Genomic DNA, 15492 nt, shown 5'->3' on the forward strand with positions numbered 1-15492 from the left:
GCTTGTAGCGTTAGTGTAGCTCCATTCTATTTCTGCTGTATGTTTTTAGGTTTTCGGCTGGTATGTATTCTGTCTCTGTCCCTCTTAACTATAACCGCCAGTAGGGCACAATCGGCCTTTAGCCTACCCAGTGGCCTAGTAACCCACCCCGTCCGCAGCATCAACCCCACTGACACCGACTTTCAGGACTTGGCGTTTCTGCGCCAGGAAATTGGCAGTGCGCGGATCGTTATGCTAGGTGAGCCCACCCATGGCGTAGGCAACGCGACCGAGGCTCGCTTAAGGGTGTTACGGTTCTTGAAAGAGCGGATGGGGTTTACTACCGTTGCATTTGAAAGCGGTTTCTACGCGCTTGATCGGGCCGAGCGGGAAATTCAGGCCGGCGCGCCGGTAGCAGCCGCAATTTCGGCATCGGTATATCCCGTCTGGACCGAAACGCAGGAATTTCAGGCTATCCTGCCTCTGCTGGGCAAAGGCGAAATGCGCGTGGCTGGCTTCGACTCGCAGGTGGGGTGGGGCAACGACGAGCTGCTAGAGGAATTAGAAGCTTTCCTGAAACCGGAAAAAGGGGTCGATGGCATTGCCTATGACTACCTTGACGAATGCCTGAGCACGATGGGGGAAACCAACATCTTTCCGCCCTCGCACCAAATCCTGTTGTTCACGGCGCAGCTCAATAAGGCCCGCAAGCTGCTAGAAAAAGTAGCTGCCGGCCCCGATGCTGCCCGCCGGGAACGAGCCAAGTTCTGGTTGCAGAATCTGCGCAGCATCCGGGCACTGGCCCAGGACTATACCACCAATGACCCCGCTGCTAAAGACTCGGCCAGCTTTAAAGCTTCCGATAGCAATGCGCGTGATGCACAGATGGCCGATAACCTACTGTGGTACGTGCGCCAACATCCGCAGGAAAAAGTAGTGTGCCTAGGCGCCATCGGGCACTTAGCTAACAAAGTGGCCACGCTAGAAAATGCAGAGTTGCGCGAATTCAAGCCTATGGGCCAGACGGTGAAGGAAGCCTTGGGCCAGGATGCGGTGTATGTGCTGAGTACGGTGGCTGGTGGCGGTACGCACGGGTTTGGCTATTGGGGCAAGCACCAACCGGTTCCGGCTCCTGCGGCCGGCAGCCTAGAAGCTGAACTGCTGGCCCAAGGGCAAGAGTATAGCTTCGTAAGCCTGAAGCATGATGCGCCCAGTCGCCGGCTTACTACCTATGCCTTCGAGTTTATGCCTATTGCCGGCCCTTGGAGTGAGGTGCTGGATGGAGTGCTGTACTTGAAGTCAGTAAATCCGCCGCATGCAGCCGCAGCTATTGCCGGTGCGGAAGTGCCAGTTGAGCCCACTACGGCCACAATGCCCCCTGCCGGGCCACTGCGGCCAAACCCAGCCTTGTGTTTGCCAGCTAAAACCGGCGCGACGCTAACACTCGGCGGCACCATACTCGACCGTAAAACCGGTCAGCCCGTACCGTTTGCCACCATAGCCATACCTAGTAGGAGTGCAGGCACCATCACCGATGCGCAGGGGCGTTTTCGGCTGGAAGCGCGTCGGGGCGAAACGGTGCAGGTGAGCAGCATCGGGTATGAGCCCACTACATGGGCGGCTCAGCGTGGCGGTGCCCTAGCCGTGAAGCTGCAGCCCGCTGCTTTTGCTTTGGGCAACGTGCGTGTAAGCGCGCAGTCGCAGGACCCGAAGCGGATCATGAAAAAGGTGATTAAGGCTGCTGAAACCAATTATGAGCGGCAGGATTATGTGGCGCAGGCCTACATACACCGCCGCAGCATCAGCTTTGATACCCTGAGCCAAGAGTTAGAATGCGTTGGCCAAGAATACGTGCCAGCCGGCTATAAGAACTGGGCGGGCGGTTTTCTGGGTATGGAGCCGTATCCATTGATCCGCTTGCAGCAGAAGCATGTGCTAGCTCCTGTGCCGGAGCCAGAAGGGATAGTAGGCAATGATGAGGGAGGGCACGGTTTCGCTGGAGGCTTCGACCCGGTGCGAATTTCACCGTTATTCAAAAGCAGCACGCTTGGCAAATACCAGCTGCACCTGGATACCATTGAACAGCGCGGAACTGAAACGGTGTATGTCATCCGTTTTGCTGCCAAACGGGCCAACCACCGTACCACCGGCATGTATCTCGAAGGTGGCTATTCCGGAAAAGTATACATCCGGGAGCAGGACTACGCCGTGGTGCGCTACGAAGCGCTCTGGCAGGAGGATACGTTGAAATGGAACAGCATTGCGCGCAAATACCACGGTACCCGAAGCCCTATTTCACGGCTGTACCAAGGAGTATACTCTGAGCACCGCAAAGCGCACGTAGTAGTATATCAGAAGGCCCCTAGTGGCCGGTATTATGCTGCCTCCAGCGTGGCGCAGGCTTCGGCAGTGGGGCGCGTACTAGGTGCCGGAGCCTTTCATAAGCAGAAAACCAACGAGGTGTATTTCTCCGCTCCCGTGCCGGTAGCCGCCACCGACATGCCGGATCAGAAAGTAAGCAAAGACATGCGCGGTGGCGGATTATGGCAACTATCTAAAGTTCCGTACCGCCCGGAGTTCTGGCAAACCTACCAGCGCCCGGTGCCCACTGAGCCAGCACCAGAGTTGAAAGCCGTGGCTCCCTAGGCCTCTTACAGCCCCAAACCTGCCTACATACGCCCGATAGGTGCATTTAGAGTGCTAGGCGATGAAAACTAAGAAGCTGATTGTAGAAAGTTGAGCCATCCCGTTATACCAAAAAACGTCCTGCTGAGCTTGTCGAAGCAATGCGTTCTAGTATAGATGAAACAACTGGCTTACTCACCCTGCACTGCTTTCTAAGCAGTTTTTACACTAGGAGTGTATCACTTCTTCCACCTTGCGCTTGCCATAAATGCGGGTAATCCAGCGAGGCAAGAAGATGGCTCCGAGCATTAAGTAGAGGTAGTAGGTCAGCAGCCGGTACATCAGCACCATGAAGTTGGTCATGGTAGCGGTGCCGATGAATTTGCCGAAGAATGTGGGGAAGGCGCCTTCGGCAATGCCCGCGCCGCCGGGCGTAATGGCAATGAGCAGAATAACCTTATACGTAAGGTTGCGCCCGAAAATCAGCCAGAACTCCGGCCACGTTACATCAATAAACGCCGCAATCAGGCACCCGATAACTAGGTAGCGCGCCGTCCAGACGAAGGCTGTACTCACGGATGCCCGCACCCAATACGCGCGGCCATTGTTGCGCAGCTCCGCCGAGGCCAGCACCATTTCGTTGCCCATTTTATAGGCTTTGTTGCGCCAGCGTCGCAGCCCGCGCAAGGAAAACAGGCGCACCAGCAGCCGCTTCACGGCCTGCGGATTGATAAAAATAGCGTACAGCATCAGCAGCGCATACACCGTCACGAATACGTAGCTCAGAATAAAGCCTACCCTCAATGTAGCCACCAACCCACCCTGCAGCGCCTCGTGCGGATACAGTGCGTCGCCGCCAATTAGCACTACCAGCGGCACGGCCAGCACATAATACAGGTTATCGAGCATAGCCGTAGCCATGATATAGGCCACCGACTTGCCCAGCGGAATACCTTCTTTGTGCAGCAGGACTGGCGCCACGGCGGTTCCGCCCACCGCGGAGGGTAGTACGCATGAAGAAAACTCCCAAAGCATAATCACGTCCAGGGCCGCCCGCCAGCTCAATACTTTTTGGGTGAGGTAGCGGATGCGGTACACATAGCCGGCGTCGCGGGCTACAAGCACCACCAGCATCAGCAGCAGCCATGTGGGTTTGGCATTGGCCAGCGGAGTCAGGTCGCCGGGCTTATAGCTGCGCCATAACATAAAGCCCACCACGCTCAACCCAATCAGCACCGGCAGGATAATCCGCGAGGGGCGGAGCTTATCCAACAGTTGCTGATCCTCGTTCTGGGTTTCCGTGAGCTGGGGCATACGATGGCAATAAGAGCGGGTGGGGGGCGGGTAAAGGTACGGATTCGGGCAGGGGAGGATATTAAAGTAGGGTTAACGAAAATTGAGAGTGATAGTCCGCTCTATATAGGCACCCCGCAATTTCATAAGTACGGCATTAATCCGCTCCTCTGGAAAACCCGTAACTTTGTCTAATTGTATGCAGCTGGAACCTAAGAAGGGTTAACCTTTCGGCCACCTAGCTGTTGCTTTGCTACTTATCTTTCTTTTCCTACCCCCTGCCACATGATTGTTGAACCTGGTGCCTTGCTGGCGGAAATTAATTCCCCCGACGACCTGAAAAAGCTCAGCCCGGAACAGTTGGTTCAGGTCAGCCAGGAGCTACGGCAGTTCATCATCGATTCCGTATCCATTTACGGTGGACACTTTGGCGCCTCGCTGGGGGTAGTAGAGCTGACGGTGGCGCTGCATTACGTGTTCAATACGCCTCACGATCAGCTGGTTTGGGACGTAGGACACCAGGCGTACGGCCACAAAATCCTGACTGGCCGCCGCGACCGGTTCCCGACTAACCGCCGCTATCATGGCATGTCGGGCTTTCCGAAGCGCAGCGAAAGTGAGTATGACGCCTTTGGCGTTGGCCACAGCAGCACTAGCATTGGCGCCGCACTGGGCATGGCCGTAGCCTCCGACTACAAAAAGGAGTTCGACCGCCAGCACATTGCCGTCATTGGTGATGGTGCCATGACGGCCGGTATGGCGTTCGAGGCCCTGAACCACGCCGGCGTAGAGAAGTCGAACCTGCTGGTTATCCTCAATGACAACTGCATGAGCATTGACCCCAACGTGGGCGCGCTCAAAGAATACCTCACCGACATCACTACCTCCCGTACCTATAATAAGGTGCGCGACGAGCTGTGGAATGTGCTGGGCAAGCTCAGCAAGTTTGGTCCCAACCCCCAGCAGATTGCCCGCAAGGTGGAGTCGGCCATGAAGGCTACCCTACTCAAGCAGAGCAACCTGTTTGAAGCCCTAAACTTCCGCTACTTCGGCCCCGTGGATGGCCACGATGTGCAGCACCTCGCTACCATCCTCAACGACCTGAAGAGCATTCCCGGTCCTAAAATCTTGCATTGCGTAACGGTGAAGGGCAAAGGCTATGCCCTGGCCGAAAAGGACCAGACGCTATGGCACGCCCCCGGCCTCTTCGATAAGGTAACGGGCGAAATCCATAAGAAAACCTACGATAAGCCCCAGCCGCCCAAGTACCAGGACGTGTTCGGCGAGACTATTGTAGAGCTGGCGGAGCAGAACGATAAAATCATGGGCGTGACGCCGGCTATGCCCTCGGGCTCGTCGCTGAACATCATGATGAAAGCCATGCCTACCCGCGCTTTCGATGTGGGCATTGCCGAGCAACACGCCGTAACGTTCTCGGCGGGTTTGGCCACACAGGGCTTGGTACCTTTCTGCAATATTTACTCCTCATTCATGCAGCGCGCCTACGACCAGGTAGTGCACGATGTAGCCCTGCAGAATCTGCACGTGGTGTTCTGCCTCGACCGCGCCGGTTTCGCCGGTGCCGACGGCCCCACCCACCACGGCTGTTACGATTTGGCTTATATGCGCTGCATTCCGAATATGGTGGTTTCGGCCCCTATGGATGAAGAAGAGCTGCGCAACCTGATGTACACGGCTACCCTGCCCGAAAATGCCGGCCCGTTTAGCATTCGCTACCCGCGTGGCGAAGGTGTAATGCCCGAGTGGCGTAAGCCGCTCAAAAAGTTAACCATTGGCACGGGCCGCGTGGTGCGTGAGGGCGAAGGCGTGGCGGTGCTCAGCATTGGTCACATCGGCAACTACGCCGTGAAGGCTACCCAGCAGCTTGTGGCCGAAGGGCTTAACCCTGGCCACTACGATATGCGCTTCTGCAAGCCGCTGGATGAGGAAATGCTCCACACTATTGCCCGCCGGTACAAAGCCATCGTCACGGTGGAGGACGGCTGCGTGCAAGGTGGCTTCGGCACCGCTGTGCTGGAATTCTTCGCCGACCACGGCTATGCCTTGCCCATGCGGCGGTTAGGCATCCCAGATAGGGTAGTAGAGCACGGCACGCAGGATGAACTTTATAAGGAGTGTGGCTTCGACGCCACTGGCATTGCGCAGGCCCTGCGCGAAATGGCCGGCAGCGTAGTTGCCAACAAGCCCAAAGAAACAGTACTGCTCTAAGTCAGCAAATACTTTTTGCCCCTGAAGCCGAAGTAGCCACCGCTGCTTCGGCTTCAGTGCTTTTAGCTACCTAGGGAAGGAGTGTAAATAATAAGAAACCATAGGATTGTGAGCATTCTACCCGTCATGCTGAGCTTGTCGACGCATCTTGCATGCTGAGGCTATAGTGGTCAATGTCATCCTGAGTGTAGTCGAAGCATCTCGGCTTGATCGTTGCGCTGCATTACTAGCCTAGTCTTGATGCGCCACAGGCACAACAGGACGTTTTTTACTAGCTGTCTACACAGGCAAGGGAACAAAAAAAATTTATCCGTGTAGGTACATCAATTAAAATAATGTCTCTACATTTGTTCCGGATTCAGCGGCGCAACTGCTCCAGAGTCTTCCCGTGTCATCAACAGCAAAACATACTACCATGGCTACTACCAACTGGGCAATTGACCCCACCCACTCCGAAGTGCAGTTTAAAATCAAGCACTTGGTAATTTCAACCGTTACCGGCTCATTCAAAAAGTTTGAAGGCCAGGCCGTAACTGAAAACGACAGCTTTGAAAACGCCCAGATTCGCTTCGCGCTGGACGTAAGCAGCATCGACACCAATCAGGAGCAGCGCGATGAACACTTGCGCAACAACGACTTCTTCGACGCCGCTACCTACCCCCAAATCACGTTTGTATCGACCTCACTGACCAAGAAGAGCGAGGACGAATACAAGCTGACTGGCAACATGACCATCAAGGACGTGACCAAGCCGATTACCCTCGATGTAGAATACGGCGGCGTGGCTACCGATTTCTACGGTAACGAAAAGGCTGGCTTTGAAATCAGCGGCAAAATCAACCGCAAAGAGTTTGGCCTGACTTTCCACGCTGTAACCGAAGCCGGCTCCATCGTCCTTGGCGACGACGTGAAGCTCTCGGCCAGCGTGCAGCTAGTAAAGCAGAAAGAAGAAGTAGCCGCGTAAGTAGCACTTAACGTCATCTAGTGCTACAGTAAAAGAGCCAGCACCCATAGGTTGCTGGCTCTTTTACTGTGCGTACAAGTAAAAAGAGCGTAATTGTGCCCGTTCTTTCTGCAAAGCTGCTCAGTAGCAAAGCGCTTCCTTTTCCTATGTCATCACAGCAACCTACTATCCTATTCCTGCACGGCTTTGCCGAATCACGCGAGGTCTGGACTGAATTTACCCGCGAATTTCCCGAGCAATACCGCTTACTCATGCTGAACTTACTGGGCCACGGCACCAACGTGCACGATATCCGGGACTACTCCATGGAAGCCCAGGCACGCTACGTGGCCGAGCAACTTCGGCAGAAAAATGTGGAGCGGGCACTGCTAGTGTGCCACAGCATGGGTGGTTACGTGGCCCTGGCCTTCGCGGAACGCTACCCCGAAATGGTAGCCGGACTAGTGCTATTCCATTCCACTGCCCTTCCCGATACGGAAGATAAAAAAGCTAACCGCGACAAAAATAAAGACTTCGTGCGCCGGCATGGGGTAGAGAAGTTCATGGAATCGTTTATTCGCCCCTTGTTTGCGCCCGCCAACCGCGAGTGTATGCTGGAGCAGCGCGAATTCCTGGAAGACATCGGCCGCTCGACTCCTGAAGCCACAGTAGTAGGTGCGCTGGACGCCATGAAAAACCGCCCCGACCGCACCCAGGTGCTCAAGGATGCCCGGTTTCCAGTGTTGTTTATAGCCGGTAAAGATGATGTAGCCGTTCCCACCGAAAGCCTGCTACCCCAACTGGCGCTGCCAAACCAAAGCCATGCGCTGCTCCTGAGTGACGTGGGCCACCTCGGCTATTTCGAGGAGGCAGATCTGACACGGCAAGCCGTTATCCATTTTGCAGCAGTCGTGTTTGAAACCAACTAGTTGAAATAAAATTTCTTGTTCTGTACATAGCGGCCTCATCTCAATGTATCCGCACAAGCTGAACTAGAAAACTGCAAATATTTCTTAGAAGAAGTTATATATGTTATTTCTGATTATGTATTAATTTTATATAAAATATAATTATTTTATATAAATGTCATAAATCTTCAAAGGTGAACAGTAATTAATGGTATGAAATTAAGGGTGTTGCTGTAAACTACGAGTTAAATCTCTAAATTTACGCGGTTGAGTTATTTTTGAGGGATAGCAGGGCTACAGCAAAGGACTTTAGCGCTGATGCTCATTGCATGCTTCTCTGTCAAAATTAGACACAACCATACGCGGAGCAACATGTGTTAAGCCAACGTATTGATTTGACCGACGAATGTTTAGTATTCATTGGTAAACAGTACATTTTTCTCTTGGACTAGGCATCGCTCTAGATCAAGTTACCCAGAATCAAATTAGCTGGTTTAACCACGCTAGACTTTCAGCCTTTACAAAAGTTAACAAATGAAAAATCTGTACAAACTGTTAAGTGGCCTTATGTTGGTGGTTGGTTCTGCAACTACTAGCCAGGCACAGACCGGTACCAATAACTGCTCAGGTCAGTTTATTCTCAAATACCCTTCAACAGAAACCGGGTCAGTAAATGGTGTTGGTACCATCTCGGTCAACAACGGAACAGGACCTTTTACCTCTTCTTACTGCCCTTCACTAAGCACCACTGCGTCTCAATTAACTGTTACACCTTCGTCTGAGCAGCGCTTCATCCTTTATCGGGGAGCTCTTGCAGATACTACTGGGAATCGGGTAAGCAAAAATATAGTATTAACAGATGCTACTCTTAACTTACCTCTGCCTATTACCTCTACTAACACTACTTACACATTACGTAGTGATATCAGATGCAATAATCCTAAAACAAACACTTTCACTTTCACACTAGCGCCTACGCTTAGGATTACAGCCGCGACCCTTGCCGGTGCAGCTATTACCGGTGCTGTTTGCCCTGGTACCACTGTAAGGTTAACAGCTCAAGGTGGCTCTACCAATGCAACCTATTTCTTGCGTAGCTCAGGTAGCACTACTGTGTTGCAACAGAACACAACTGGTATTTTTGATGTAGTGCCTACTACTTCTTCAACTTACTCTATTACAACCAATACTCCTACGTGTGGTACGGCAGACGTTGTGCAGCAAATTGTTGTTAACACTAATAACATTACCATAGCTTCTAATGATGCTGATAACAGTATCCCAGCACCTACACCAGTTGTCATAACGGCTGCAGGAGGAACGGCGGGGGCTTACACCTTCGTTGCATTCGATGGTTATACTACTAAAACAATCACCACTACCGGATCATCAATCACGGAAATTCCTACTCGTACAACTCGGTATACAGTTTCTGGAAATACCGCTATTGGCAATTGCCCTAGCTCCGCAGCCTTGGTTATTACAGTCGGTGGGCGTCCACTTCCTGTAGAACTCACTAGCTTCAAAGCAGCTTGGAATGGCAAAGCAACTAAGCTTACCTGGGCTACTGCTTCCGAGAAGAACAGCGCTTATTTCGAAGTAGAGCGCAGCCTAGATGGTGGTGTTAGTTTCCATGTAGTAAACAAGCAGGCTGCTGCTGGTACGGCTACTTCGCAGAACAACTACCAGTTCTCGGATAACACTGTGCCTAGCACTACCGCGGGTACCGTGTACTACCGCCTGCGTCAGGTAGATATGGATGGTACATCCAGCAACTCAGAAGTGCGGACCGTGTTGGTAACCAACGCTGGTCGTACGTTCAGTGCTAACGTATTCCCGAACCCATATGAAGGCTCTGCCACGGTGCAGTTCAGCGTATTGGGCGCCGGTGCCGTTACGTTCACGGTGCATGATGTACTGGGTCAGACGTTGCTGACCAAAACCTCTACTTACTCCGCCGCCGGGCAGCAGGAACTTACCTTGCCACAGGCTGCCAGCTGGCCAGCCGGGGTGTACTACCTCACCATTCGTCAGGGCAACCAGCAGCAGGTTGTGAAGATTAACCACCGCTAGGCCGCCTAGTCTTCTAGCGTAAAAAAAGCCCCGACCAAGTAGGTCGGGGCTTTTTGCTTTTATCTATCAGGCAGATGCTCAAGGCATGCTAACTATCGTGCGGAGGCTCAGCGTTTCCTAGCCGGTAAAGATGATGGGGGCGTTCCCATCAAATGCCTGCTACCCCAACTAGCATTACTACCCCAATGCCACGCCCTACTCCTAAGGGATGTGGACCATCCCAGCTACTTTGAGGAACGAGACCTGACACACTACGTTGTAGTCAATGTTGCAGCGGTGGTGTTTGAGGACTAAGGACTTAAATTTAGTTGCGTGAGAATGTCATTGGCAGAAGGTAGCTGGCTCGTACGGTTCGGCCATGATGTTGGGCTGGGATAAAGACCGGTAAACTACGGACCACGCGCAAGGCTTCTGCATCTAAAGCAGGATGTACAGATTGTAATACCTCTGGGTTTTCTACTTCACCTAGCTTGTTGATAACAAAGTACAGCAACACCTCGCCCTCCGCCTTTTCCTTCCAAGCTGCCGACGGGTACTTGGTTTTGCTGGCTATGAAGCGTACCAATGCTTCTTCGCCTCCGAAGTACTCGGGCATTTTATCTACAAGCTGATACACAGTATCGGCGGCGGACTGTAGCTGGTAGTTTACGATAGCCACATTATGGCTAAGCAGCGGCTTTTTGTCTAAGGTGCTGGGCTGCCATGAGGCTAATGTCTTAACTGTAGCTTCGGCAGCAGTAGGTAAGCTAGGATGCAACGGATGCAAAACTGGTCGTTGATGGAGCTTACGTTGCATTTCAGCACTAATAGGCTGCATAGCCTTAACGTTCGTTACCTGCCCGGTTGTATCTATATCAAAAAGCACCACTACGCGGCCTTCTGCCTTTGCGGCCTGTGCCTCAGTAGGGTACGTTGGGAAGTACAGCCTCGCATTAAGCTCCTCCGCAGTGCCTTGGTACTGAGCACTCTTGAATACAACTTCGGGAGCCTCTGTGAATGTACCGTTGGGAGCACCTTTGCGGGCTGGGCCGGCAATTCGAAATGTAACGGGCAAGCTGAAGGCCACGGGCACCGCCCGGCCGGTCTGCCTGCCCGGATGCCAGCTTGGCATTTCTTGTACGACACGCAAAGCCTCCTTGTCTAAGGCCGGATGAGCACTTCTCAACACCCGAATATTATCCAGGCGCCCGTCAGCTCGTACCGTAAACCCTACCAGTACGGTACCCTGAGCGCGTTCCATGATGGCTTGGCCCGGATACTTTATGCGGGAGGCAACGTAGCGTAGCGCATCCTCCGCATGTTCACCGAACAGCGGCATTTGCTCAACATACGTGTATGGGAGCTGCGCCTCTGATGTGCCGGCAGTAGTTGTGTCTATGGCTTGGGCTAGTACTTTGGAAGTGCCGCTTCCGATAATAAGTAATGCTAGTAGAGTGGTTCTCATACACCTGGGAAGGATAGATGCTGCTTATAAGATAGATCCGCAAGATACAGGCCTGGAGAGCTGTGGAGCCGGTGAGACCAGCAAACTTTACAGAGAAAGCCCCTACCGAAACAGCTAGTGTTTCCGGTAGGGGCTTTTTACTAGGTCGCTGACTATGTGAAACCTACTTCAGCAGGCCCATTTCGAGCATCTTCTCAGCAATCTGGACGGCATTGGTGGCGGCTCCTTTGCGCAGGTTGTCGGCTACTACCCACATATTGAGGGTGCGGGGCTGGGTTTCGTCGCGGCGCAAGCGGCCGACGAGTACAGCATCTTTACCGTGTGCATCTTTAGGCATGGGGTAGATGTTATTTTTCACGTCATCTACCAGCTCAACCCCTTCCGTCTGGCGCAGCAATTCGCGCACCTCGGCTAGGTCGAATTCGCGGGCAAACTCCACATTCACGGCTTCGGAGTGGCCACCCATTACGGGGATACGCACGGTGGTAGCGGTTACGCGGATGGAGTCGTCGCCGAAGATTTTCTTGGTTTCCTTTACCATCTTCATTTCCTCCTTGGTGTAGCCGTTGTCCTCAAACACATCAATGTGGGGCAGCACGTTCAGGTCGATGCGGTGGGGGTAGGCGGGGTTGCTAGGCTCCTGGCCGGCGCGCTCTTCCAGCAGCTGATCGACGGCCTTTTTGCCGGTGCCCGTTACGCTCTGGTAGGTGCTGACCACAATGCGCTGCACCTGATAAGCTTCGTGCAGCTTGTTCAGGGCCACTACCATCTGAATGGTGGAGCAGTTGGGGTTGGCAATAATCTTGTCTTCGGCGGTCAGCTCTTTGGCATTGATTTCGGGCACCACCAGCTTTTTGGTGGGGTCCATGCGCCAAGCCGAGGAGTTATCGATTACTACGGTGCCCACTTCGGCAAAGCGTGGGGCCTCTTCCTTGGAGATAGAGCCGCCCGCCGAGAAAATGGCTACCGCCGGCCGCGCCGCAATGGCGTCGTCCATGCTTACCACTTTGTACTTTTTACCCTTGAACTCGATTTCCTGCCCCACCGATTTCGCGGAGGCAACGGGCAATAGCTCGGTTACCGGGAAGTTACGCTCGGCCAATACTTTCAACATTTCGCCTCCGACCAGGCCGGTGGCACCTACTACGGCTACTTTCATGGGGTGTAAGGGTTTGTCGGAAGCAAAGGTACATTAGGAATGGTGGTTATATTTCACTTAGGCGCTATAGTGGAAAAGTTATAGCTCAGCAGTGGTACTGGTGCATGCTCAACTGTAGTAACTCTGTTTTATACAAACAGTACTCTATGTGTTGACTAAGCTCTAACCTGCGTGAAAAACCTGCTGCTTTTAGCACTTTGGCTCTGGGCTATGCCCGCTGCGGCCCAGCTGACCGATACCTTCTCAGATGGCGACTTCACGCAGCAACCAACCTGGACGGGCGATACTGCCGGCTTTCAGGTAAACGCGGCGCTGCAGCTCCAAATCAAAGGCCCCGCCGTTACGGGCAGTACGCTGCACCTAGTTACACCCTGCACTGCTACTATCGGCACTAGCTGGGAATTTTGGGCAAACCTCAAGCTAGCAACCAGTGGCGGCAACTACGCCGATGTATGGCTGATGGCCGACCAGCCTACACTAGGTGCCAGCGGCACCAAAGGCTACTTCGTGCGCCTGGGTGGTACTCCCGATGAGGTAGCACTGTTTCGGAAAGATGCCACTGGCAGCCCTGTGTATGTTATCAATGGCCAGGATGCTACTCTGCGCTCTACCAACAACCTAGTGCGGGTACGCGTGACACGCTCCGTAGACAACCTCTGGACCCTGGAGCGTGACCTCACCGGTGGTACTGCTTTTGCGCAGGAGGGCACCGCTACCGATGCCACCTACCAGCGCAGTGCCTATTTTGGTGTGTTTGTAACGTACTCAGCCACCAACAGCAACGCCTTTTTCTTTGATGATATACAGGTGCGAGACGCCACGGCTCCCGTGTTAGTGCAGGCGAATGTGAAAAGCGCCCGCCAGCTAGATGTGGTCTTTAATGAAGCTGTAGTCTCGTTGCAGCAGGCAGCTAATTACCAGGTTGTGGCCCCGAATGCACCTAGTGTGACAGCCGCCCAGCTAGATGCCACGGACCCCACGTTGGTGCATCTTTCTTTGTCCTCTGATTTGCCACTAGGCTCCCTCAGGCTGGAAGCGCGTAACATAACCGACCTGTATGGCAATGTGGCTGCCGGGGCGCTTTCTGCCACGTTTCAGAATGTGGGGTTTGCCGTGGCACCTGGTCTTAATCAGTTGCTTATCACAGAAATTCTCGCCGATGAACTGCCCACCGTTGGGTTACCGGCTTCTGAGTTTGTGGAGATTCACAACCCATCAGGTACGGCAGTGCTCAATTTGGCGGGTGTACGCCTACTGAAACCAGGTAGCAACGGAAATCCGGCGGTATTTCCGGTCGGTGCGGTGCTACTGCCCGGCGAGTATGCAGTAGTGTGTGGCAGTACCCGCGCGGCGCAGTTCGCGGCCTACGGCAAGGTGTTCGGCTTAGCAAACTTTCCGAGCCTCAGCAATGCCGCCGACCAGCTGATGCTACGAGACAAAGACGGCCGCACCCTGTTTGAAGTCAGCTATGCCGATACCTGGTACCGCGACGCACGTAAGAAAGACGGCGGCTGGACGCTGGAAATGCTGGACGAAACCAACCCGTGCGCAGGTGCCGACAATTGGCGGGCCAGCACCGACCCTAGCGGCGGTACGCCCGGCCGGGCCAACTCCGTGCGTACCACTAACCCCGACCGCACGGCCCCTGTTTTGCTGCGAGCCCTCGCTCTGCAACCTACCCTAGTGCGGCTCTATTTTGGCGAGAAGCTGGATAGTGCTGCGGCATCTACTATAGCGCACTATACGCTTACGCCGGCCACTGCCATCCTGAAGGCCGTGCCCCTTGGCCCCGATTTCCGGCAGGTAGAACTTACGCTGGCCGCGCCGCTAGGTGTTAATCAGCCTGTAACCATCACGGTGCAACGTGCTACCGACTGCGTAGGCAATGCCAGCGGCCCCATTTCCTCCACCCGCTTTGCTGTGCCGGCTCCGGTAGCGGCCGGCGACGTAGTTATTAATGAAGTCCTCTTCAACCCGCGGGTAGGCGGAGTTGATTTTGTGGAGCTGCTGAACCGCTCCGGTAACTACCTAGATGTGCAGGGGTGGCAGCTGGCCAGCCAAACCCCCGATGGCTCTGTGCGCACCGAACCGATTAGCGCTGAGCCAGTGCTGCTGGCGCCCGGCGGGCTGCTAGCTCTTACCACACAGCCCGAGGTGCTGGAGCGTCATTACCCCACCAGTACTACCCCCGCTAACCTGCTAAAGCTGCCAGCGCTACCTACCTTTCCCGATGATGCCGGTGTTGTGCTCCTTACGGACGCCCAGGGCCGCCAACTCGACCGCTACGCCTACTCTGAAAAGCACCACCTGAAGCTCTTGGACGATGTAAACGGCGTGTCGTTGGAGCGTATTCGGGCGGAGGGCCCCAGTGAGCCGGTCAACTTTCATTCGGCAGCTAGCACCGTGGGTTATGCCACGCCCGGCCGCGCCAACTCGCAACAGCAGCCTGACCCCGCCGGCGCTGGCTTCCTCACGGTAGCGCCCGAGCTGTTCACACCCGATGACGACGGCCAACAGGACTTCACTACTCTCAGCTACCAGTTAGACGCTCCCGGCTACCTAGGCTCCGTCACGGTTTATGATGCGCAAGGCCGCCTGGCCCGCCGGTTAGTTCGCAACGAAACGCTGCCTACCAAAGGCTTCTGGCAGTGGGATGGCCTCACCGACCAAGGCCGTAAAGCCGCTGTAGGCTACTACGTGCTATTGGTAGAGCTATTTCAACCCAACGGAGGCCGCAAGCAGGAGTACCACAAAACCGTAGTGGTAGGAGCACGCATCTGAACCAGCATACATACTTCGGCAAGCGTTGCGCCGATACCTTTTTGCCGCCACCTTCCGT

The 15492-nt window shown here is 54.2% G+C and carries 9 protein-coding genes; 6 read left to right on the plus strand and 3 right to left on the minus strand.

What is annotated here, in order from left to right:
* Positions 1–39 precede the first annotated feature (39 nt).
* Positions 40–2625 (plus strand): erythromycin esterase family protein, encoded by a 2586-nt coding sequence (locus ACYVGU_RS16535; RefSeq protein WP_460622968.1) that lies wholly within the window; start codon positions 40–42, stop codon positions 2623–2625.
* A 207-nt stretch (positions 2626–2832) separates the two neighbouring features.
* On the opposite strand, the gene ACYVGU_RS16540 is transcribed toward ACYVGU_RS16535, so the two are convergent.
* A complete protein-coding gene (locus ACYVGU_RS16540) occupies positions 2833–3918 on the minus strand; it encodes a lysylphosphatidylglycerol synthase transmembrane domain-containing protein (RefSeq protein ID WP_460622969.1) in 1086 nt (361 codons plus the stop codon).
* 264 nt (positions 3919–4182) lie between these two features.
* Here ACYVGU_RS16540 and dxs point away from each other — a divergent pair, with 264 nt between their 5' ends.
* From dxs to ACYVGU_RS16560, 4 genes are all read left to right on the plus strand, one after another.
* The gene (dxs, locus tag ACYVGU_RS16545; protein ID WP_460622970.1) at positions 4183–6126 is read left to right on the plus strand and encodes a 1-deoxy-D-xylulose-5-phosphate synthase; all 1944 of its coding nucleotides are present in this window, start codon (positions 4183–4185) and stop codon (positions 6124–6126) included.
* Between the two features lie 415 nt (positions 6127–6541).
* Positions 6542–7090, plus strand: a complete 549-nt coding sequence (locus ACYVGU_RS16550; RefSeq protein ID WP_460622971.1) for a YceI family protein — start codon at positions 6542–6544, stop codon at positions 7088–7090.
* Positions 7091–7236: 146 nt separating this feature from the next.
* Positions 7237–7998, plus strand: a complete 762-nt coding sequence (locus tag ACYVGU_RS16555; protein WP_460622972.1) for an alpha/beta fold hydrolase — start codon at positions 7237–7239, stop codon at positions 7996–7998.
* Between the two features lie 1452 nt (positions 7999–9450).
* Positions 9451–10050, plus strand: a complete 600-nt coding sequence (locus ACYVGU_RS16560; protein ID WP_460622973.1) for a T9SS type A sorting domain-containing protein — start codon at positions 9451–9453, stop codon at positions 10048–10050.
* A gap of 304 nt (positions 10051–10354) precedes the next feature.
* On the opposite strand, the gene ACYVGU_RS16565 is transcribed toward ACYVGU_RS16560, so the two are convergent.
* Both ACYVGU_RS16565 and ACYVGU_RS16570 read right to left on the minus strand, forming a co-directional pair.
* Positions 10355–11494, minus strand: coding sequence for a TonB family protein (locus ACYVGU_RS16565; RefSeq protein WP_460622974.1), 1140 nt, complete (start codon positions 11492–11494; stop codon positions 10355–10357).
* A 163-nt stretch (positions 11495–11657) separates the two neighbouring features.
* On the minus strand, positions 11658–12653 hold the full coding sequence (locus ACYVGU_RS16570; protein ID WP_460622975.1) for an aspartate-semialdehyde dehydrogenase: 996 nt from the start codon (positions 12651–12653) through the stop codon (positions 11658–11660).
* Between the two features lie 171 nt (positions 12654–12824).
* On the opposite strand from ACYVGU_RS16570, the gene ACYVGU_RS16575 reads away from it, so the two are divergent.
* Positions 12825–15434: a lamin tail domain-containing protein gene (locus ACYVGU_RS16575; protein WP_460622976.1), complete on the plus strand. Its 2610-nt coding sequence runs from the start codon at positions 12825–12827 to the stop codon at positions 15432–15434.
* Positions 15435–15492 lie beyond the last annotated feature (58 nt).

It is taken from the genome of Hymenobacter tenuis (assembly GCF_054780495.1).